Below are 20,034 nucleotides of genomic sequence, written 5' to 3'. Positions count from 1 at the left end.
GATCACGCCTCCCTTGTCCGAAGCCGCGGGTCGATGGCCAGAAAAGAGAGGTCGATCAGGAAATTCACGATGACGACGAGACCGGCAAAGAAGAGCGTGACGTCCTGCATGACGATGATGTCGCGCTGACCGAGCGCCTGGTAGGCAAGTCGTCCGAGGCCCGGCAGGTTGAAGACGTTCTCGATCAGCACCGCCCCGGCAACCAGAAAAGTGAACTGCAAGCCAAGAATGGTCAGAACGGGCACCAGGGCGTTCGGGACGACGTGGCGCCAGAGTACCGAACGCCGTGGCAGTCCTTTCGCCCGGGCGGTGCGGATGAAATTCTCGTGCAAAACGTCGAGCATTGCCGTGCGTGTCACCCGCGTCAGGACAGCCGCCTGCGGCAGCGCCAACGCCAGTGCCGGCAGGACAAGCGCTTTCAGTGCAGGCCAAAGCCCATTGCCCCAGCCGGGAAATCCTCCCGCTGGCATGATCCCGAGCGTCGTCGAAAACAGGATGATCAGCAACAGGCCCACCCAGAAGCCGGGGACGGCAACACCCATCTGCGCAAAGATCGAGGCAAGAATATCGATCATCCCGCCGCGCCGCGCCGCTGCCGCCACGCCGAGCGGAATGGCGATTGCGACCGAAAGGACTATGGCGAAAACGGCAAGCGGCAGCGTCACCGCAAGCCGCTCAACGATAAGTCCCGCCACCGGCACGCCATAGGTATAGGACTGGCCGAGATCTCCGGCTGCGGCGCCCAGAAGCCATTTGCCATAGCGCAGTATCAGCGGCTGGTCGAGCCCCATGGCATGGCGCAACGCGCCCAGCGTCTCTGGTGTCGCAGACGTTCCGAGCGTGATTGCGGCCGGGTCGCCCGGCAGGACGGCCATGACCGCGAAGATCAGCAGTGACACGGCCAGCAATGTCAGTAGGAGGCCCGCGAGCCGACGAAAAAGCAGTGAGATCATTGGATTTCCATCGCCTTGGGTTCGCAGGCATTTGTTCGTCTCGCTGATATAGCTTAGCCGGCTTAGTCCTCCCAGGAGACGCTGCTAAGCACGTTCGAGGGGATCGGCTCATTTTCCCAAAGGCCTTTCAGCTTCTTGTCCCAAACGCCGAGTTTCGGCATCACGAAGAGGTATAAGGCCGGAACGTCTTCTGCGAGGATCGCCTGGGCTTCGCCATAGAGCTTGTTCTGGACAGTCGGGTCCGTCGTTTCCTGCATCTTCTTCATCAGCCCGTTGAAGGCGGCGTTGTTATAATTAAAGTAATAGGGGTCGCGCGAATAGATATCGATATCCAGCGGCTCGGCGTGGGCAACGATCGTCATGTCGTAGTTGCGGCTGGAGAACACATCCTGCACCCATTTTGCCGGAAACTCTGATGGTTCGATGTCCATGGTGACGCCGATATCGGCAAACATCGCTTGCATGATCTCCGCGCTCCGCGGTGCGTAGGACATCTGCGGCGTCTTGATCGTGAAGGTGAAGCCGTTCGGATAGCCGGCCTCGGCCAGCAGCGCCTTTGCCTTCTGCGGATCGTATGGCAGTACTCCTGTCAAATCCTGATAGCCCGGATCATTCGGCGTGTAGTGGCTGCCGATGGCGGTTCCGAGGCTCGACCACGCCCCGTCGATGATCGTCTTCCGATCGAGCGCCATCATCAGGGCCCGTCTCACGCGCTTGTCGTCGAACGGCTTGCGGCTGTTGTTCATGCCGGCGACGACCTTGAGTTCGGTGTTGCCGATCCTGGTTACCAGCCGGGCATCGCCATCGAAGGAACGCATGAGCTCAGGCGCTGCGAATTCCGGAAAGGCGTCCACGTCGCCGGCCTTTAACGCTGCCGCTTCGGCTTGCGGGTCGGCGATGAAGCGGAAGCGCACCTTGTCGAGCTTCACCTGGACCGATTTGTTCCAGTAGTCCGTGTTCCTGACGAGATCGACATGGTCGCCTTTGGCCCAGGCCGAAAATTTGAACGGTCCGGTGCCGACAGGCGTCGTCTTGTCGCTCGCAGCCGATGCCGGTCCGACCATGACGGATGAAGGCCAGGCGAGCCAATAGAGGAGGCTGCCGGTCGGAGATGACAGATGGACGACCAGCGTCTCCGCGTCTGGCGTGTCGATCGCGGCGATGGTCGAAAAGAAGCGCTTCTGTGGATTGACCGAGCCGGCGCCTCGCGCCCGGTCGATCGCAAATTTAGCGGTGCTGGCATTGAAGGCCTCGCCGTCATGGAACTGCACGCCGGTCTGCAGCTTGAACGTATAGGTCAGCCCGTCTGGCGATATTGTCCAGCTTTTCGCCAGTTGCGGCACGACCTTGCCGCCTTCGTTGATCGCGACCAGCCCCTCGAAAATGTTCTGCCATGTCACCTGGCCAATTGCGACCGGTGCGGCAATCGTCGGATCAAGTCCTGCAGGCTCGACGCTCATGCCGAGATTGAGGGTGGTCTTCGCCGCTTCTGCCGACACCAGACCACCGAGGAGAAACGCTGCCGTGATCGTTGCAAGGGAAAGCCGGTGGCAAAGAATTTCCAAGGAGGGACGTTGCAGCTTGGTCATCATATTCCTTCGGCTCTTCACGCGCTCTAATTTGCGCGTGAACATATCGCTTTTTTCGCAATAGTCATCCCGTAGGAGAATGCGCAGTTCCAGGAGAGCCTAGGGCACGCGCCTTAAAAAGCGGTCCCGCCAGGCAGGCTGGGGGTCGGATACAGGAAGCGCCGTCGCTTCGTAGACGCCGCGAGCGATAGCGCGTGCCATTACGGTTGTCGCCAGATGGCAGAGTTCGAGGAAGGCCGGCATATCGCCGAGCGGTCTTATGCCTGTCGAGGCGGCAAAGACGGCATCGCCATCAAATGGCAAATGCGCGGGCAGCAGCGCTCGGGCAAGCCCGTCGTGGCCCATGATCGACAAGCGATGGGCCTCAGTTTTGGTGAGCACGGCATCGGTGACGATTATCCCGATGGTTGTCGCCGTCACGTTCACACCCTTCAGCCGCATCGTCGTGTCTGAGGGAACGATTGCCTGCGGCAGGCCCAAACCGCCATATTCGGCGTTCAGTTCGAAAGGAGCCGCCCAGAAATGCGGCCCGTCGCCGAGTGTCGCCGAGCCGAGCGCATTCACTGCGGCAAGCGCTGCGATCCTGTGGCCGGCGGTGCTGACGGCGCTGGCCGAACCGAGGCCGCCCTTGAACGTCGCCGTCGTCGCGCCGGTGCCGGCGCCGATGGTGCCGAGACCGAAAGCCCCTTTCACCGCCGCCTTGAAGGCTTGATAGCCCATGTCGCGATAGGGCGAGTGAATGCCCCAATCCTTGTCGCCGCCGTTGAGGAGGTCCATCAGGATCGCTTGCGGCACGATCGGCACTCGTGTTGTGCCAACTTCGAGCCCGCGGCCGATCTCGCGCAATCCCGCCTGCACGCCGCCTGCCGCATCGAGACCGAAGGCCGAGCCGCCGGAAAGCACGAAGGCGTCAACCGCTCCGACCGTCATCGAGGGATCAAGCAGCGCCGTATCGCGGCCGCCGGGAGCGCCGCCGAGCACCGTGCCCGAGGCAACTGCGGGTTTGTCAAAGACGATCACGGTCGCCCCCGACCCGAGCTGAAGATCCGTCGCGTGGCCGACGGAAAGGCCCTGGATATCGGTGAGAAGATTGAGCAGTTCGGTCAATGGAAATCCCTCATCTTTCAATCCGGCCCCTATGGGACTTGCAGGATAGGACCGCAAAGACTGGAAAAAAACAAGACCGGCCAGGCTAGTCGCCGGACCGGTCTTTGGTGGTTTCATTGGCCGCATGGCATGCGCCGGATTGCTCGGTGACGGACACCGGGCGATCCTGATCAGACATGCATGGGCTGGGCCTTGCTGCGCGATAGCAGGTCGCGGATTGCGAGCTTCACTTCATCCGTCGAGCCGAAACGCTGCTCGTCGAGATCATGAACATGGTATTTCACTGCGATGAACTTCAGCCGGTCGTCCTCGGGGACGACGATGCCGACAGGCACACCTGCATATTCGATAACTTGCTTCTTCATAAACTATACTCCCACTGCGCCTTGCGCAGTTATGGCGAACTGACCGTTTGAATCCGGAAATGGACGAACGTCACATTCGACAGCGCGGGCAGGAGCGGATGCCCGAGCGGTCTTGGCCAAGCACGGACCGCCCCGGGATAAATGCGATGACTTGGTAACTCTGCATGTCACTTTCCCTGTGTTGGCGTTGCGCTTTTTGATGATCCCCGGCAATCCGGGTGATCGACCGATGAGCCTACTATTACTCTACTTATCTTGTAGATAATAACCTCTATCTCACCAGAAACATATTCCGAAAGATGTCAAAATATCGACGATTAGAAAAATATAATTCCGGAACCGAGAAGATTGTCGGAAGATCTCAATTGCTCTTCGTCAAACCGAATCGATCGGACGCCTTTTCCAATCGTCGCCACTGACATAGGAAGCGGGGCGCCGTCCGGCAATCCCCCGGCCGGGTAAAAATAGGGTTGCCGCCAAATCACCCTAATGGTTAATGCGGGCTACGCCGGGGCGTAGGCCCCTTCCTCGAAGGCCCTTTCCAGGGATTTCACGAAGAAATCCGCGCTCTCGATGGATAGGCAAAGGGGCGGCTTGATCTTTAACACATTCAGGTGATCGCCGGTCGGCTGCATGATTACGCCGAGGTCGAGCAACCGCTCGCAGATCGCCGCCGTCTCTTCCGTTGCCGGCGTCAAATGATCGTGATCGCGGATAAGCTCGAGGCCGAGATAAAGACCGATGCCGTGGACGGCGCCAATGATGGGAAAGCGCTCCATCAGCGCCGCCAGGCCCGCCTTGAGGTGGTCGCCGACGTCGCGGGCATTTTGCTGCAGCGATTCGTCCTTGAGGATATCGAGCACTGTCAGCCCGGCGATGCAGCTGACCGGACTGCCGCCGGCGGAGGAGAAGAAGTAGCCCTCCTTCTCCAGAGATTCGGCAATCTCGCGGCGGGTTATGACTGCGCCCAGCGGATGGCCGTTCCCCATGCCCTTGGCGATGGTGATGATATCCGGGATAACGCCCTGTTGCTCGAAGCCCCAGAAATAATGGCCGAGGCGGCCGTAACCGACCTGCACCTCGTCGGCGATGCAGAGCCCGCCGCGTTCACGCGTGAGCGCGTAGATCTGCTCGAGATATCCGTCGGGCAGTGGAATGCCGCCGGCGTTGCCGTAGACCGATTCGGCAATGAAGCCGGCAAGCCCGGTGCCGCCTTCGTCGATTGCGCGGATCAGCGGCATCGTCGCTTCGATATAGTCGCCGGCAGACTGCGGCCCGCGGAATTCTCCGCGATAGGTGTTGGGCGCGGGGGCTGCGTGGACCCAGCCCGGCCGGGTCGTAAGTGCGCTCGGATTGTCTGCGAGCGAGGTCGACACGGCGTCGCTTGCGGCCGACCAGCCGTGATAGCCTTCGAGCAGGCAGAGCATGTTGGTGGCACCGGTATGCGCCCAGGCAAGCCGCAGCGCCAGGTCGTTGGCCTCCGAGCCGCTATTGACGAGAAATACGCTATCGAGACCTTCGGGCGCGAGCTCGGCCAACCGCTCCGAAAATTCGGCGATTGCCGAGTAGTGGAACCGCGAGTTGGTGTTGAGCAGCGACCATTGATGCTCGATCGCCGCCGCCATTCGCGGATGGGAATGTCCGACCAGCGTGACATTGTTGATCATGTCGAGATAGGCGCGGCCGTCGATATCGAACATGTATTCGCGCCAGCCGCGCTCCATCTGCGGCGGGTTGGCATAGTAATGCTTCTGTGGTTTGGCAAAATGCGCATTGCGGGCAGCAAGCAGCGCTTCGCTGTCATGCCTGCCGGCCTGAAGGGCAGGGCTGAGCAGCGCTGCGGGCGAAGGACAGATGGCCGACCAGGCGTCAACCTGATGCTTGGGGCAGAACAGCGGCGGTATCACGCCCGGCATTTGACAAAGCTGGACACGCAGTCCGCCGACGTCGGAACCTTCGCCGGCGATCGTGCCAAGTGAGGCTCCCTGGGTGACTTCGGTATCTTCCACTAGGGGGCAATCCACCCCGTCGAGATGCAGGCAGACGGTGTCGCCTATGAGCACGAGGTGCTGGCTGATCCACTGGATACGCCCGGCGAAAGGTGCCGCGACCGCCGTTCCGGCAGGCAGGCAGACGTCGCAGTGCAGCGCGAAGTTCTCAGGGGCGTTCATGCTCGATAGCGCGGTGCGCGACAGGCGAAATTCACCGTAGCGCGTTGCAGCGATGCGAGACCCGATGGCAGCCTTGGCAAGCAACCTCCAGTCGATATCGGGCTTCAGCCAGTTGCCGGCACCAAAATCGAGGCTCGTCACGGTGAGGTCGAGCGGCGCGATTGTTTCCGGGCCGATATCAGGCAGCAGCGGCGACCAGCCCAAAGTTTCGACCTCGGCGACATCCATGCCGACGGAGGCAAGGATCGCCGCTTCCATGACCTCCGGCTGCGCCGAGGTGGCGACATCGAAGATCTCCCGCTCGAACTGGACGTTGTCCTTGACATAATCATTGTCCGGATCGATCGAAAGTTGCTGCTCGCTGCTGGCTGAGAGGATCACCGCGCGGGCGACGATCAGCGGCCAGAGTGCCTTCAGCTCTGGCTCGGTCAGTGGATAGAGCGCATGATAGGCCTGGATTGCCGGCAGGATGTAGAAGGCGTCGCCTTTGGCGTGGTGCAGCAGCGACGCACAGGTGACGGCAAGGTCGCCCACGAGCCAGCCCTGGATAATGTCGCCGAAGTCGATGACCCCGTTGGGAATGAGATGGCCATGGACATCAAGTTGGCAGACGACGTTGTCCTCCGTGACGTCATGATGGACAGGCTGCACCCTGAGGTCGCCGGCAAGCGGCTGGATGCGCTTGACCGCCGCAACCATCGCTTTGGCAATCCGGTCCCGGGCCTCGTGATTGGTAATCGCCGAGAGAAGATGAACGGCGACCGGCCCGGCCCGGCGCAGATCCCATTGCAGGTTTCGATTGAGGCCGGGATGCTGAAAGTCGCAAAGGTCCCTTGCAAGCCGTGCGCAAAGCGCCCCGAGCGCTGCAACCGTCGTGGTCGCCAGATCTTTGCGGCGCGACAGCGACTGGCCTTCGATATAGTCGAGGAGACGGACTTGATACTCCTGGTCGCGCAAGGAAAGCGCGACAATGTCCTGGCCATCCACTGACGGAATGACGCTCGGCACGCGTAGGGCGTCGGCCTTTCCGATCAGATGCCGGATTGCAGCATTCTGGGCCTCGAGCTCGATCGTCTCATATTCCGCCCGGCAGATCTTCAGCACGTAACGTGCGTCGCCAATGTCGATGCGGTAGTTGCGATCCTGCTGGCTTCCAAGCTCGAAAATTGTGCCCAAAAGCCCATAATGCGTCTCAAGGATGGTCGCCGCCTCTTCCGGCGTCACATCGGGGCGCGGCAATTGCATGCGGTTGACGAGCGCGGCGTCGGTCATGGCATCCCCGGAAAGTCGAATGACTACAACAGCAAATAACGAAAACCCTGCCAGCGGCAAGATGAAGATGCAATCACCCGCAATGCTTAGGATAAATTGTACGGACTATTATCGGTTCGGGCTACGCCCAACCTTCGCTGATCAAACAAAAAAGCGCCGGTTGCCCGACGCTTGTGTGTGTGAGGGCCTGAAAAAGGCCTAGCCCATGCGCTCGGAGGCGTAGCTGCCGGGGCTTGCCGGGAAGACTATCGTCCGATTGCCGTTGATGAAGACGCGATGGTGGATATGCGCGTGAATTGCGCGTGCAAGCACCTGGCTTTCTACATCCCGGCCCATGGAGACATAATCTTCCGCACTTTGGGAATGGGTAACCCGCACAGTATCCTGCTCGATGATCGGACCTTCATCGAGGTCGGCGGTAACGTAGTGGGCCGTCGCGCCGATCAGCTTGACGCCGCGCTCGTAGGCCTGCTTGTAGGGGTTGGCACCCTTGAAGCTCGGCAGGAACGAGTGGTGGATGTTGATGATCCGCCCGGACATCTTCCGGCACATCTCGTCCGACAGAACCTGCATATAGCGGGCGAGCACAATCAGTTCGGTGCCGCCCTGTTCGGCTATGTCAAGGATCTGCGCCTCGGCCTGCGGCTTGTTTTCTTTCGTGACCTTGATGTGGTGGAACGGAATGTCATGATTGACCACAACCTTCTGGTATTCGAAATGGTTGGATACGACACCGACGATATCGATCGGCAATGCACCGATCTTCCAGCGATAGAGCAGGTCGTTGAGACAATGGCCAAAGCGCGACACCATCAAAAGCACCTTCATTCGCTTGGTCGCGTCGTGGATTTCACAATCCATGGCAAATTTCGCGGCAACCGGCTTGAAGCCATCGACAAGCGCCGCAGGGCCCGTGCCTTCTTCGGAGATGAAGCTGACCCGCATGAAGAACTTGCCGGTGTCGAGATCGTCGAATTGCGAACTGTCGACGATGTTGCAACCCTGGTCGGCCAGATAGTTTGCAATGGCCGCTACAATCCCGCGCGTCGATTTGCAGGATACCGTCAGAACGTAGCTCTTCATGTCTCTTCCCTCTGTCGCAGGCGTTGATCAAGCCTGCCTTAATTGAAACGGGATGCCCCGGATAGATCGGCAGACTCTCATCTGTGCAACAATCCGTCAGGGGATTCGTCAATTTCCCGCACGGCCGCCGCATGGATACCTTGCCGACAATCTACGGCAGGCAGCGGGAAAGTCCGTTCCCGTTGCGTCTTCCAGACGCGCATCCCCGCCGTGTGCAACAGAAGACGCAGCAGGCGGTTCGCCTGCTGCGGTCGTCCCGGCGCTGGGTCAGATATCGAGCGTCGTGTCGCGTTCCCACTGGGTGAAATGCGATGCGTAGGCATTCCATTCCACCTTTTTCAGCTTGATATAGGCGCTGGAGAACTCCGGACCCATCGCCTGCTTCAAGCCCTCGTCCTTGTCGTATTCGCGCAGTGCATCTAAAAGATTAAGCGGCAGGCGCGGCGCGTCCGTCACCAGATGTCCCTCGGCATACATGTCGATATCGTAGTGGCGTCCCGGATCGGCCTTGGTGTTGAGCCCGTCGAGACCCGCCGCGATGATGATCGCCTGCAGCAGGTAGGGGTTCACGGCACCGTCCGGCAGGCGAAGCTCGAAGCGACCGGGGCCCGGAACGCGAACCATGTGCGTGCGGTTGTTGCCCGTCCAGGTCACGGTGTTCGGCGACCACGTGGCACCGGAGATCGTGCGCGGCGCGTTGATGCGCTTGTAGGAGTTGACCGTCGGGTTGGTGATGGCGGCGAGCGCCGAGGCGTGCTTCATGATGCCGCCGAGGAAATTCCGCCCCTCGGACGAAAGACCGAAGTCCAACGCCTTGTCGGCAAAGACGTTGGTCTTGCCGTCCATGTCCCAGACCGAGATGTGGCAGTGGCAACCGTTGCCGGTCAGCCCCTTGAAGGGCTTCGGCATGAAAGTGGCACGCAGCCCATGCTTCTCTGCGACGGATTTCACCATGAACTTGAAGAAGGAATGCTTGTCGGCAGTCTTTAAGGCATCGTCGAATTCCCAGTTCATCTCGAACTGGCCGTTCGCATCCTCATGGTCGTTCTGGTATGGACCCCATCCGAGCTCGAGCATGTAGTCGCAGATCTCGGCGATGACGTCGTAGCGACGCATGACGGCCTGCTGGTCGTAGCAGGGCTTGTCGGCTGTGTCGTACTTGTCGGAGATCGTTTCGCCGTCCGCCGTGATCAGGAAGAATTCGGCCTCGACGCCGGTCTTCACCCGCTTGCCGAGCGCTTCGGCCTCGCCTACCAGCTTCTTCAGCACGTTGCGCGGAGCTTGTGCGACAAGCTTGCCGTCCATGACGCAATCGGCAGCGACCCAGGCGACGTCCCGCTTCCAGGGGAGCTGGATGACGGACGACGGGTCCGGAACCGCGAAAAGGTCGGGATGGGCCGGCGACATGTCGAGCCAGGTGGCGAAACCGGCAAAGCCCGCCCCTTCTTCCTGCATCGCTGTAATCGCCTGCGCCGGGACGAGCTTGGCCCTCTGGCCGGCGAAAAGATCGGTGTAGCTGATCATGAAATACTTGATGCCTTTTTCCTTAGCAAAGGCAGCGAGATCCAGTGTCATTCTTGTTCCCCTTTGGATTTCTTAGACACTACGTGGATGATTTATCCGGTGGGTTTTGCCCCTCACCAGAACCCTCACCCCTGAAACGGGAGGAGGGACGACAGAATTGCCCTTATCCATTTACCCCGCTGCGGGGAGATCATGCGCAGCGGGAAGGAAAGCGGCCCTTCAGCCAAAATGATAGCTCAATATCCGCCCTTGCCCGGAATCCAGTTCGTTCCGGCGAGCGGCACCTGCGCCATGGCGGAGGCCTCGATCGTCAATGCGCAGAGATCTTCGGGTTCGAGATTGTGGACATGGTTCTTGCCGCAGGCCCGCGCGATCGTCTGCGCCTCCAGCGTCATCACCTTGAGATAGTTGGCAAGGCGCCGGCCAGCCGCGACCGGATCGACGCGCTTCATCAGCTCAGGATCCTGCGTGGTGATACCCGCCGGGTCCTTGCCCTCGTGCCAATCGTCATAGGCTTCGGCCGTTGTCCCAAGCGCTTCATATTCGGCCGCCCAATGTGGATCGTTCTCTCCGATTGCGATCAGGGCGGCGGTGCCGATCGAAACCGCGTCGGCGCCCAGGGCCAGCGCCTTTGCCACATCGGCGCCGTTGCGGATGCCGCCGGAAATGATCAGCTGAACTTTCCGGTGCATGCCGAGATCCTGCAGCGCCTGGACGGCCGGTCGGATGCAGGCAAGCGTCGGCATGCCGACATTCTCGATGAACACCTCCTGGGTCGCGGCCGTGCCTCCCTGCATGCCGTCGAGCACGACGACGTCGGCGCCGGCCTTTATCGCAAGCGCCGTGTCGTAATAGGGCCTGGCTCCACCGACCTTCACATAGATCGGCTTTTCCCAATTGGTGATCTCGCGCAGTTCCATGATCTTGATTTCGAGATCGTCCGGGCCGGTCCAGTCAGGATGGCGCGAGGCGGAACGCTGGTCGATCCCCTTCGGCAGGGTGCGCATTTCGGCGACACGGTCGGAGATCTTCTGGCCGAGCAGCATGCCGCCGCCGCCGGGCTTGGCACCCTGGCCAATGACGATCTCGATCGCATCGGCCCGGCGCAGGTCTTTGGGATTCATGCCGTAGCGCGAAGGCAGGTATTGGTAGACGAGAAGTTGCGAGTGCCCGCGCTCTTCCTCGGTCATGCCGCCGTCGCCCGTCGTCGTCGAGGTGCCGGCGATAGTGGCGCCGCGGCCGAGCGCTTCCTTGGCGGGTCCGGACAGGGAGCCGAAGCTCATGCCGGCGATGGTGATCGGGATTTTCAGCTCGATCGGCTTTTTCGCAAAGCGGCTGCCGAGGATGACGTTGGTGTCGCACTTCTCACGGTAACCTTCTAACGGATAGCGGGAGATCGAGGCGCCGAGAAACAGCAGATCGTCGAAATGCGGCAGCTTGCGCTTGGCGCCGGCGCCGCGGATGTCGTAGATGCCGGTCGCAGCAGCGCGACGGATTTCCGACATTGTGTATTCGTCGAAGGTGGCGGAAGGACGAGGCTTGGTGGGAGGGTTCTGGTAGCTCATGGCGGACCTCATCTAATTATTCATTGAACAGCGTGACCGACGAATACGGCATCTGGCTTGTCAGGTTACGCTCAATAGGCGTCGGCATTGTCGACGTGGAAAGTGTAGAGCCTGCGGGCGGAGCCGTAGCGGCTGAATTCTTCCGGCCTGACGTCGGTGATGCCCGCTTTTTCGAGCAGATCGGCCAGTATTTTCAAATGCTTAGGCTTCATTTCCTTGGCGATGCAATCGGCGCCGAGGCTCTTTACCTTGCCGCGAACGAAGATCCTGGCTTCATAAAGCGAATCGCCAAGCGCATCGCCGGCATCGCCTAGAACCACGAGATTGCCGGCCTGTGCCATGAAGGCTGACATGTGGCCGATATTACCGTGTACGACGATATCGACGCCTTTCATCGAGATGCCGCAGCGTGACGATGCATTCCCCTCGATCACCAGCAGTCCGCCGCATGCCGTGGCGCCCGCATATTGCGAGGCGTCGCCCTTCACGACGATCGTCCCCGACATCATGTTCTCTCCGACACCGGGTCCGGCGGAGCCGTGGATGGTGATGGTAGCTTCCTCGTTCATGCCGCCGCAATAGTAGCCGACATTGCCCTGGACTTCGACGGTGACGGCGGCGTGAACGCCGGCTGCAACCGCATGGCTGCCGCGCGGGTTAATGATGTCGTAGTGAAGGTCGTTGGCGCCCGGCACGATATCGTGCAGGGCCTGGTTGAGATCGCGGAGCGGGGTGATCGCAAGATCGACGATGGGCATGAAGATGTCCTGAAATTGAAATCTAGGAAGAGGGCGGAGGCACCGGCGGACAGGCCGCTCAATGCTCCCAGAAGTAGACGGTTGCCGGCTCCGGCTCCCAGATGCGTGCATTATCTATTCCCGGCAAGTTGACGAGCGCCCGGTATTCCGAACCGAAGGCGACATACTGGTCGGTCTCGGCTAGGATCGCCGGCTTGCAGGCGATTGCGTCACGCAGGACGCCGAAGCCGGATTTCGTGCCGACGACGAAAGTGAAGAAGCCATCGAGGTCGTCGACGGCGCCCTCGAGCGCTTCGCCGAGATTCTTGCCTTTGGCCATTTCCGCAGTCAGGTAGGCAGCGGCAACCTCGGAATCGTTTTCCGTCTCGAAACGCATACCCTGATGCTTCAGCTCGCGACGCAGGTTGTTGTGGTTCGATAGCGAGCCGTTGTGCACGAGGCATTGATCGGCCCCGGTGGAGAAGGGATGTGCGCCGAGCGTGGTCACTGCGGACTCGGTTGCCATGCGCGTGTGGCCGATGCCGTGCGTGCCGGACATTGAAGCGACGGCGAAGCGCGACACGACGTCCTTCGGCAGCCCGGTTTCCTTGTAGATCTCGATCGTATCGCCGCTACTCATGATGCGAATGTCGGGACGCAGCTCGGATAGCGCGGCACGGCCAGCTTCGAGCTTGCCCCTGGGCAGCGAAATGACGGCATGCGTGCTCTTGGCTTCGATTGTCACCGCAGCGCCCAGCAGCCGCTCCAACTCGACCTCGAGGCCCGCAAAATCCTTGGCAGGCGTCGCCGATTGAATGGTGATCTTGGCGTCATCGCCATCGGCCGCACCGTAAATGGCGATGCCGGCGGAATCCGGACCGCGGTCCGTCATCGTCACCAGCATGGTCGAAAGAAGCGCCCCCAGCTGGGGCTCCAAACTCTTGTCCTTGAGGAACAGACCTACAATTCCGCACATGACGGGAAACCTCCGATGATCGCTAGAAAAGGCGTAGCAAGAATCTTTGTTGACTTCAACTGGTAAGAAAATAAATTTCCCTCAGAGAAACATATGTCTTGCTAATAGAGACTGCCAGTCAACTCGCTTTGCGCGTCATGCGCGGAGGCCCACCGTAGGTCTCGCGGTAGCGACGTGCAAAATGCCCGGGATTAGAAAATCCGCAGGCGAAGGCTATTTCCGAGACGGAAAGGCTGCTCTGCTGCAGCAGCTTGCGGGCATGCGCCAGTCGAATTCGGCGATACTCGGCCAGAAAAGTGGACCCCAGCTGTGTGGCAAACAGGCGGTCGAGATGGCGCGGTGTGACGCGCGCAAAAACTGCCATCGCCTTGCGGTCGAGCGGAGATTCGATCGTCGTCTCCATCTTCTCGATGACTGCCAAAAGGATCGGATGATGGGTACCGTGACGCTCGGCCTCTGAAGCCCGCTGCGGTTCCGCGGCCGAACTCACATGCCGGTGCAGATACCAGTCGCTGACCCTACGGGCGAAATCTGCGCCCATCCGTGCCGAAATGATCGCATGCATCATATCGAGCGGCGCAACGCCCCCGCCGCAAGTCAGCCGTTTGCCATCGATAATGTAGCGGGCTTGCTCCGGCGTCATGCCTGGAAAATCCTCGATCAGAGCAGGGGCGTGCTCCCAATGAATGGTGAAACGTTCGCCGGACATCAACCCAGCAGCGGCCAGCAAATAAGGACCGCCAGAAATCCCGCCGATGCGCACGCCGTCGCGATCAAGGGACCGCAGCGTCGCGTAGACGCTTGGCCAGGTCCATTCATCGGGATGTCCGCCCGCCACGACGAAAACGCTGTGCAATCGCTCGCCGCGCCCCGGCAAGGGGTCGGCTGGAACCTGCACGCCGTTCGAGGCAGCCACAAAGCTTCCCTGCGGCGAAAAAACACGGACGCGATAGATTTCTCGGCCGGCAAGCAGATTGGCGGCGCGCAGCGGCTCGACAGCCGAGGCGTAGCACATCAGCGCGAAGCCTGGGATGAGGATGAAGCCGATATCCTGGACGTTGCTGTTGTCGCTTTCCCGCATCACGCCACTCTTTGATGTCGCCCATGATGCGGAATTATCGGCCGCCTGCCAAGGGGCGTCAGGCCGCGGCCAGTTTCTTCCTTTTCCATCGTCCCGGCGTCGTCAGCTCATGAACGACGCTGCCGCCGATCGACGAAAGCACGAGGCAGAGCACGATGAAGATCGAGCCATGCTGCAGAATGTCGATCCCAACGACGCCGCAGACGATGCGAAGAAAGGCCAGCGAGAACGCGTGTGTGATGTAGATGGCGTAGGAGGCATCGCCGAGATAGTTCAGCCATCCGATCGTTGGCAGCTTTGAAAAGTCGATCGAAATAGCGGAGTAGACGATCACCATCGCAGGAATGCCCCACATCAACGACCGCATGTCGGAGTTGCCCAGCGCTTCGTTGGTCAGGAGGAAGGCAAATCCGACCAGGATGGCGGGCCACGCGACGGATTGGGGCAACAGAATCTTTTCGCTATAGAGCTTGGCAAGGACCACACCGCCCAGGAACTCGAAGATGATCGGATCGCCGTAGAAAGTCGTGACCGCGGTAGTCGTCGCGACGAGCGGAACAACGTTACAGGCAACGACGATGGCGGTCATTGCGCCGAACAATGCGTAAAGCCGCCAGCGCTCGCGCACGAGGAGCAATAGCCCGAAGATGAGATAGAAGAACATCTCGTAGTTCAGTGTCCAGCCCGGAACGACCACCGGTTTGATCAGCGTCAGTTCCGCCGGGTTCGGCCATGGAACGAATAGCAATGATGCGATCAGGTGCGGCACGTTGAACACGGTCGACTTCAGGATGGAGGGCGCAACCAGGGCGACGGCGGCAGAAAAGATCGTTGCCATCCAATAGAGCGGCACGATGCGCTTGATGCGCCGACGATAGAATTCGATCGGAGAAATGGAGCGTCCGGCAGTCGTCAGCCACATGACAAAGCCGCTGAGGACAAAGAATATGTCGACGCCGGTCTCTCCGAACAGGTGGAATTCCCAATCGAAGCCGGGATTGACCTTTGGGACCTGAAGAACCGAATGGAAATAGACCACCAGCAAGGCGGCGATGGCGCGCAGATATTGAAGCTGGACAAGCATGGATCGCTGTTACACCTCGTGAGGTCCGGCGCCGACCTGTTGTCTCGGTCAGCCCGGTGCTCGGCTACTCCTGATATTTGCCAGGTGCGCCTCGCTGGTGCGTGGATTCTCGGAAAACCGCATGAACCCGACCAGGAGCCACAGCAACCCGGCGATCTTCATGGAAAAGATCGCCGTGCCGCCAATCATCATATTCAGAAAAATGAAAAGAGAAAGTGAATGGCCGCAGCGGCGTTGCGCGGCGGTTGTGCCTGCGGGATAGAGGCATATGAACAGCCAGAAGACGATGAGGCCAAAAATCGTCGTTCCATAGATCAGGTAGACATAGCCGCTATCGGCAAATTCGACGGTGCGCGAGACGGAAAGGCCGAGGACTGCATTGAAATCGAGATCGAGCATCTTGGTGATCGTCAGTCCGACGCGACCGGTAAAATTGTCGCCGACCTCGTTCGGTTTCATGAAGTGCACGAAGAACCCGACAAGGATGAGCAATGGCATCAGCAGCAGGTCGAACAGTTTCGGAATCTTTGGAAAGATGAAATACCCGACGATGCTGACGACGGAAAAGATCAGCATCGTCCGAGTGTTGTTGGTGAGCAGGATGAGCACGATCGTTGCCACGCACAAAGTCTTCTCCAACCGCCCGAGCCTCGGCCAGAAGGAAAGGAGATAGATTGCGACGACGCCGCAGAAGTTGGCGAGCGACACTTGCTCAAGGAAGATCGATGACGACCGATGGTCGATCAATCCAAAGGAGAAGCGCCCCTCAAAGCCGAGTGCATTGGCAAACAGGCCCGTATTATTAAAGCTCATCTGCTTGATGCCGCGGGTATTCTCGAAATACTCGGCAGGGTGGAACAGGTCCACGTATAGCGTGACATCGACGATCTCGCAGACCAGAAACAACAGCACGAGAAAACAGGCAATGGAAAATGCAAGCCGCACCGTCCGAGCGGTGGTCCAGCTGCCAATGCCAGCAAAGCAGAAGAGCGCCAGCACATTGCGGAACTGATCGATGAAGGCAATCCGATTAAGCACCGTCACATAGAGGGTCATGATCAGGGTGAACAGGAGGTAGAGGAAGATGGGCAGATCGTCCTCGTAGATGCCTTTCTTGAGAATATAGGCAACGCTCGCAATCATGATCACCGCCTCGCACAGGACGACATGCGAAACAGACAGAGGCATGATGTTGTGGTTGATGTAAGCGAGGATGCCGTTGTAAAGGACCGAAAACAGCGTGATCGCCAGAACCGGATAGTCGATGCGCTCCTTGTCGGCGAACTTCTGCATGGTGTGTCCAGAATGGCGGCCGACCTTGGCCCTAGATCGAGGATATCAGGCGCCTGATTCGCGACCAAGCACTATCCGGACAGACGGCGCTTCCGGAAGAGGTCAGATCACAGGCTTCACCGCAGCGCACACCAGCCCAGCAGGCGCACCCAATCCTCTCCCTGCAGAGCGTCCCACAATGACGGCCATCTGTCGGCTATCTCGGCCGGCGCGAGGCTGCACGTTGAAGGGCTCGGTCGGCGGCCACCAGTCCCCTGCCGCCCAATAGGTCGAGCCGAGCCATACGTCGGAGTTATTAGCTAACACGCTCATCATCTGCTGCAGTCCGCCGAGGCAGGTCTCGTTCGCCGCTGCGCCGAATTCACCGAGAAAACCACGCTTCTTGTTCTTCCTGAGCCACGTCGTGACGTTGGTCAAACCGTCGCGCGCCTGGTCGGCACCTTCGCATGTCGAATGCGTGCCGGAGGAGTCGGAATCCAGATATTGGTGAAACTCATAGGCATAGTAGTTCAATGGGTCCTTGACGCTAAGCATGACCGTAGCATTGGAGCCGCCGCCGAGCGCGTCGGTTTCCCAAGTCCAGGCGCCGCTCCAGATCGTGCCCGGCACCAGGATCATGTTGCGCGCACCCGTCGTCCGGATGCTCTGGATCGCCATGTTTGCAGCCCTTAGCCAGTCCGTTGGTTTGATGTCGTGCGGTTCGTTCATAAGGCCGAAAAGCACCCCGTCGCGATTGGCGAATTCAACTGCAAGGCGTGCCCAGAAGTCGCCGAAGGCAAGGTCCGTTGCTGGCGCCGTTGTGACCTGCGTCTTGTCGTAATAGCCAAAATTATGGGGATCGAGAATAACGGACATACCATTCTTGCCGATCAGATCGACGGCGTCCTTTAGGTTCTGCAGCTCCGTTGCGTCAAGCGGCTGGTTGAGAACCGGCTGCAGCCGCTCCCATTTGAACGGCAGGCGTACGACATTCATTCCCTTCGAGGCGAAATATTTGACCGTTGCTTCCGAGGGATAGGTATAATTCGTGCCGAGAACCCCGCTGCGGTCGCCATACTCGGCGCCGGACAGATTGATGCCGCGATAGCACAATGCCTGTGCGGCGCGCGTCGGATCTGCGATAAAGGAGGGCGAGGCAAAGACCGCGCCGGTAAGGGCAAGTCTCAATATGCTTGCAATGGTGGCAGTCATATAGATCTCTGCTTTTGTGGTGATCGCGCTGCACGCCTGCGTCTTGCCATCGTCTTACAGTTCGCTTGACGCGAGGTCTAGAACAAATATGCAACTTATGGTGACATCTACGAAACAAGATTGGGAATCTCCTTAAGAATCCCTTAGCCAAACATTTATAGAGTGACGGAGATCCGCCCACGCAGTCTGCGGAGAGGCGTTGAAAGTCACGCGTGAGCTCGCATGAAGAAAGCAAGGGCATGAGCCGCCTCCCGAACTGGCGCACCAACGAGCACCCGCCAGAGGTGCTTGAAGGTGCGCGTGTGCGCGGCCCGCTTGTAAAGCCCTCGGATTTCGTTCGGGATAGGGTACCGCCACCCGCTGTTTCTGCTGAAACGACGGCGCCGGGCAGGTTTCAACGAGATGAGGAAAATAGTCCCGAACGCGTGATTGGAGCAAAGCCGCCCCTCCAAGTGCGCCAGGTCGAGCCGATGGCGGCGGCGGAAGAGATGCCTCTGGCTGCGCCCGCGCCCAAGCCGGCATCCCAGGTGCTTGAGCCTGCGACGCCTGTCCTCGATTTGCGCTCCATCGTCCAGGCGACATGGGCTCGGCGGAAGCTCGTTGCAATTCTTGCGCTTGTTTTTGCAGTTGTCGGCGCGACGCTCATTCCGCTCCTGCCACGGAAATACACTTCGGAAGCAAGTCTTTATTTCGATCCGCATAATCCGGGCGTGCCCGATAGCCAGCAGGTACCCGTCGCCCCGGAGCTGATCCAGGCGACGATCGGCAGCCAGACGCAAATCCTGTCGTCCGGCAAGGTGTTGGGACGCGTGGTCGATGCCTTGAAGCTCGACCGGGATCCGCAGTTCGGCGGCGCAGAGACTGGAGAAGCAGCTAAATATAGTGCGACGGCGGTACTGCGGAGCGTGCTCCTGATCACTCGGGAGCCGAATACCTATGTGGTTTCCCTGAAAGTGACCACCAACAATGCAGAAAAGTCCGCCCAAATTGCCAATCAGATTGTCGCGTCATTCGCAGATGAGGAAAGCAAATCGGCGGCGAACACATATCGCAGCGCCAACACGGTGTTGGATAGCCGATTGGATGATCTGCGTCGGCAGGTGCTTGATGCGGAGAAGGCTGTCGAGACCTATCGCGCCGACAATGACATGGCCGCGGTGCAAGGCAGCCTGATTTCCGACAAGAGACTAAATTCGCTCAACGACTTGCTCGTCACCGCGCAGCAGAAGACGATCGACGCGAAGGCGCGGGCGGATTCTGTCGATAAGCTGAGCTTCGAGGATGTCGTTTCAACGACGAGGCCGGATGCGCTGAACTCAGCCTCCAATTCCCTGACCAATCTGCGCCAGCAATATGCATCGCTCGCCGCAACGGTCGGCAGCCTTGAAAGCCAGCTTGGCGCCCGTCATCCTCGCCTCCTGGCAGCACGATCGTCGCTGGAAAGCGTGGCCGGTGAGATACGAAGCGAGTTGCAGCGGCTTGCGACCTCGGCGAAGGCGGACTACTCCCAGGCCCAGAAGGCGGAGCAGGATGTTGCCAAGGAACTGGCGGTGCAAAAGGCACTTCAGGTCAACACGTCGGGCAAGCTGGTCGAGCTCAACGAGCTCCAGCGCAAGGCGACAGCAGCGCGCGACATCTATGAGACCCTCATGAAGCGCTCTGACCAGACAAGCGAAGACCAGCGGCTGACGCAAACCAATATTCGCGTGATCTCGGAGGCCCAGCCGCCGATCAAGGCGGATGGCCCTGGTCGGATGGTTATGATGATGGCGGGCTTTGTTGCTGGCGCCCTGTTGGGCCTTGGCATCGGAGCGTTTATAGCGATCGGCGGAAGCATCTTCCGACATCCCGTGATCCGCAGCTATCTCTCACGATGAGCTCGGGAAACATGATATCGCACAGCACTTGCGGCGCCATCGGATCGTATGATTGCTAATCTAAATGCCTGGTTTGCTCTAACGCCAATTGCCTTTTGGCTCTGAAAGCAGCAAGACAGGCTCGTGGTGCCAATGCGCTGCGAGCAACCAGTACGAGACCTATGGT

Annotated in this window: 15 protein-coding genes; 1 reads left to right on the top strand and 14 read right to left on the bottom strand. The window is 59.7% G+C overall.

The genetic code is table 11. From position 1 onward, the window contains the following. Positions 1-2 precede the first annotated feature (2 nt). From AB4Z52_RS12100 to AB4Z52_RS12035, 14 genes are all read right to left on the bottom strand, one after another. Positions 3-953 (bottom strand): ABC transporter permease, encoded by a 951-nt coding sequence (locus tag AB4Z52_RS12100; protein WP_442218159.1) that lies wholly within the window; start codon positions 951-953, stop codon positions 3-5. Between the two features lie 62 nt (positions 954-1,015). Then, the gene (locus AB4Z52_RS12095; RefSeq protein ID WP_442218158.1) at positions 1,016-2,542 is read right to left on the bottom strand and encodes an ABC transporter substrate-binding protein; all 1,527 of its coding nucleotides are present in this window, start codon (positions 2,540-2,542) and stop codon (positions 1,016-1,018) included. Between the two features lie 99 nt (positions 2,543-2,641). After that, entirely contained in the window at positions 2,642-3,649 is a 1,008-nt protein-coding gene (locus AB4Z52_RS12090; protein ID WP_442218157.1) for a P1 family peptidase, read from the bottom strand. A gap of 170 nt (positions 3,650-3,819) precedes the next feature. After that, a complete protein-coding gene (locus AB4Z52_RS12085) occupies positions 3,820-4,014 on the bottom strand; it encodes a hypothetical protein (protein WP_442218156.1) in 195 nt (64 codons plus the stop codon). A gap of 503 nt (positions 4,015-4,517) precedes the next feature. Further along, positions 4,518-7,457 carry an aminotransferase gene (locus AB4Z52_RS12080; protein ID WP_442218155.1) on the bottom strand — a complete coding sequence of 980 codons (2,940 nt, stop codon included), beginning with the start codon at positions 7,455-7,457 and terminating at the stop codon, positions 4,518-4,520. Positions 7,458-7,655: 198 nt separating this feature from the next. After that, positions 7,656-8,540 (bottom strand): formyltetrahydrofolate deformylase, encoded by an 885-nt coding sequence (gene purU / locus AB4Z52_RS12075; protein WP_442218154.1) that lies wholly within the window; start codon positions 8,538-8,540, stop codon positions 7,656-7,658. Positions 8,541-8,807: 267 nt separating this feature from the next. Then, complete coding sequence (glnT, locus tag AB4Z52_RS12070; RefSeq protein WP_442218153.1) at positions 8,808-10,115, bottom strand: type III glutamate--ammonia ligase; 1,308 nt, start codon at positions 10,113-10,115, stop codon at positions 8,808-8,810. A gap of 185 nt (positions 10,116-10,300) precedes the next feature. Then, positions 10,301-11,629 (bottom strand): FMN-binding glutamate synthase family protein, encoded by a 1,329-nt coding sequence (locus AB4Z52_RS12065; protein ID WP_442218152.1) that lies wholly within the window; start codon positions 11,627-11,629, stop codon positions 10,301-10,303. Positions 11,630-11,700: 71 nt separating this feature from the next. Further along, entirely contained in the window at positions 11,701-12,387 is a 687-nt protein-coding gene (locus AB4Z52_RS12060; protein WP_442218151.1) for a protein GlxC, read from the bottom strand. 58 nt (positions 12,388-12,445) lie between these two features. Further along, entirely contained in the window at positions 12,446-13,342 is an 897-nt protein-coding gene (locus AB4Z52_RS12055) for a class II glutamine amidotransferase (protein ID WP_442218150.1), read from the bottom strand. 118 nt (positions 13,343-13,460) lie between these two features. Next, the gene (locus AB4Z52_RS12050; RefSeq protein ID WP_442218149.1) at positions 13,461-14,423 is read right to left on the bottom strand and encodes a GlxA family transcriptional regulator; all 963 of its coding nucleotides are present in this window, start codon (positions 14,421-14,423) and stop codon (positions 13,461-13,463) included. A gap of 58 nt (positions 14,424-14,481) precedes the next feature. After that, entirely contained in the window at positions 14,482-15,507 is a 1,026-nt protein-coding gene (locus AB4Z52_RS12045) for an acyltransferase family protein (RefSeq protein WP_442218148.1), read from the bottom strand. Positions 15,508-15,555: 48 nt separating this feature from the next. Continuing rightward, positions 15,556-16,800, bottom strand: coding sequence for a hypothetical protein (locus AB4Z52_RS12040; protein ID WP_442218147.1), 1,245 nt, complete (start codon positions 16,798-16,800; stop codon positions 15,556-15,558). Between the two features lie 102 nt (positions 16,801-16,902). After that, positions 16,903-17,991, bottom strand: a complete 1,089-nt coding sequence (locus AB4Z52_RS12035) for a glycoside hydrolase family 5 protein (RefSeq protein WP_442218146.1) — start codon at positions 17,989-17,991, stop codon at positions 16,903-16,905. A 239-nt stretch (positions 17,992-18,230) separates the two neighbouring features. Between AB4Z52_RS12035 and AB4Z52_RS12030 the strand changes: the two genes are divergently transcribed. After that, on the top strand, positions 18,231-19,868 hold the full coding sequence (locus AB4Z52_RS12030) for a GumC family protein (protein ID WP_442218145.1): 1,638 nt from the start codon (positions 18,231-18,233) through the stop codon (positions 19,866-19,868). The last annotated feature ends 166 nt before the right edge of the window (positions 19,869-20,034 follow it).

Origin of the sequence: Rhizobium sp. 2YAF20 (assembly GCF_052114685.1) — a bacterium.
Taxonomy (GTDB): Bacteria; Pseudomonadota; Alphaproteobacteria; order Rhizobiales; family Rhizobiaceae; genus Rhizobium.
Note: the sequence above shows the minus strand (reverse complement) of the source record. Positions and strands in the feature narration are given on the sequence as shown.

Bases quoted from the DNA above. Each gene is read 5' to 3' on its own strand.
- AB4Z52_RS12100 (WP_442218159.1), bottom strand. From the start codon at position 953: ATGATCTCACTGCTTTTTCGTCGGCTCGCGGGCCTCCTACTGACATTG.
- AB4Z52_RS12095 (WP_442218158.1), bottom strand. From the start codon at position 2,542: ATGACCAAGCTGCAACGTCCCTCCTTGGAAATTCTTTGCCACCGGCTT.
- AB4Z52_RS12085 (WP_442218156.1), bottom strand. From the start codon at position 4,014: ATGAAGAAGCAAGTTATCGAATATGCAGGTGTGCCTGTCGGCATCGTC.
- AB4Z52_RS12080 (WP_442218155.1), bottom strand. From the start codon at position 7,457: ATGACCGACGCCGCGCTCGTCAACCGCATGCAATTGCCGCGCCCCGAT.
- purU (WP_442218154.1), bottom strand. From the start codon at position 8,540: ATGAAGAGCTACGTTCTGACGGTATCCTGCAAATCGACGCGCGGGATT.
- glnT (WP_442218153.1), bottom strand. From the start codon at position 10,115: ATGACACTGGATCTCGCTGCCTTTGCTAAGGAAAAAGGCATCAAGTAT.
- AB4Z52_RS12065 (WP_442218152.1), bottom strand. From the start codon at position 11,629: ATGAGCTACCAGAACCCTCCCACCAAGCCTCGTCCTTCCGCCACCTTC.
- AB4Z52_RS12060 (WP_442218151.1), bottom strand. From the start codon at position 12,387: ATGCCCATCGTCGATCTTGCGATCACCCCGCTCCGCGATCTCAACCAG.
- AB4Z52_RS12055 (WP_442218150.1), bottom strand. From the start codon at position 13,342: ATGTGCGGAATTGTAGGTCTGTTCCTCAAGGACAAGAGTTTGGAGCCC.
- AB4Z52_RS12050 (WP_442218149.1), bottom strand. From the start codon at position 14,423: ATGCGGGAAAGCGACAACAGCAACGTCCAGGATATCGGCTTCATCCTC.
- AB4Z52_RS12045 (WP_442218148.1), bottom strand. From the start codon at position 15,507: ATGCTTGTCCAGCTTCAATATCTGCGCGCCATCGCCGCCTTGCTGGTG.
- AB4Z52_RS12040 (WP_442218147.1), bottom strand. From the start codon at position 16,800: ATGCAGAAGTTCGCCGACAAGGAGCGCATCGACTATCCGGTTCTGGCG.
- AB4Z52_RS12035 (WP_442218146.1), bottom strand. From the start codon at position 17,991: ATGACTGCCACCATTGCAAGCATATTGAGACTTGCCCTTACCGGCGCG.
- AB4Z52_RS12030 (WP_442218145.1), top strand. From the start codon at position 18,231: ATGAGCCGCCTCCCGAACTGGCGCACCAACGAGCACCCGCCAGAGGTG.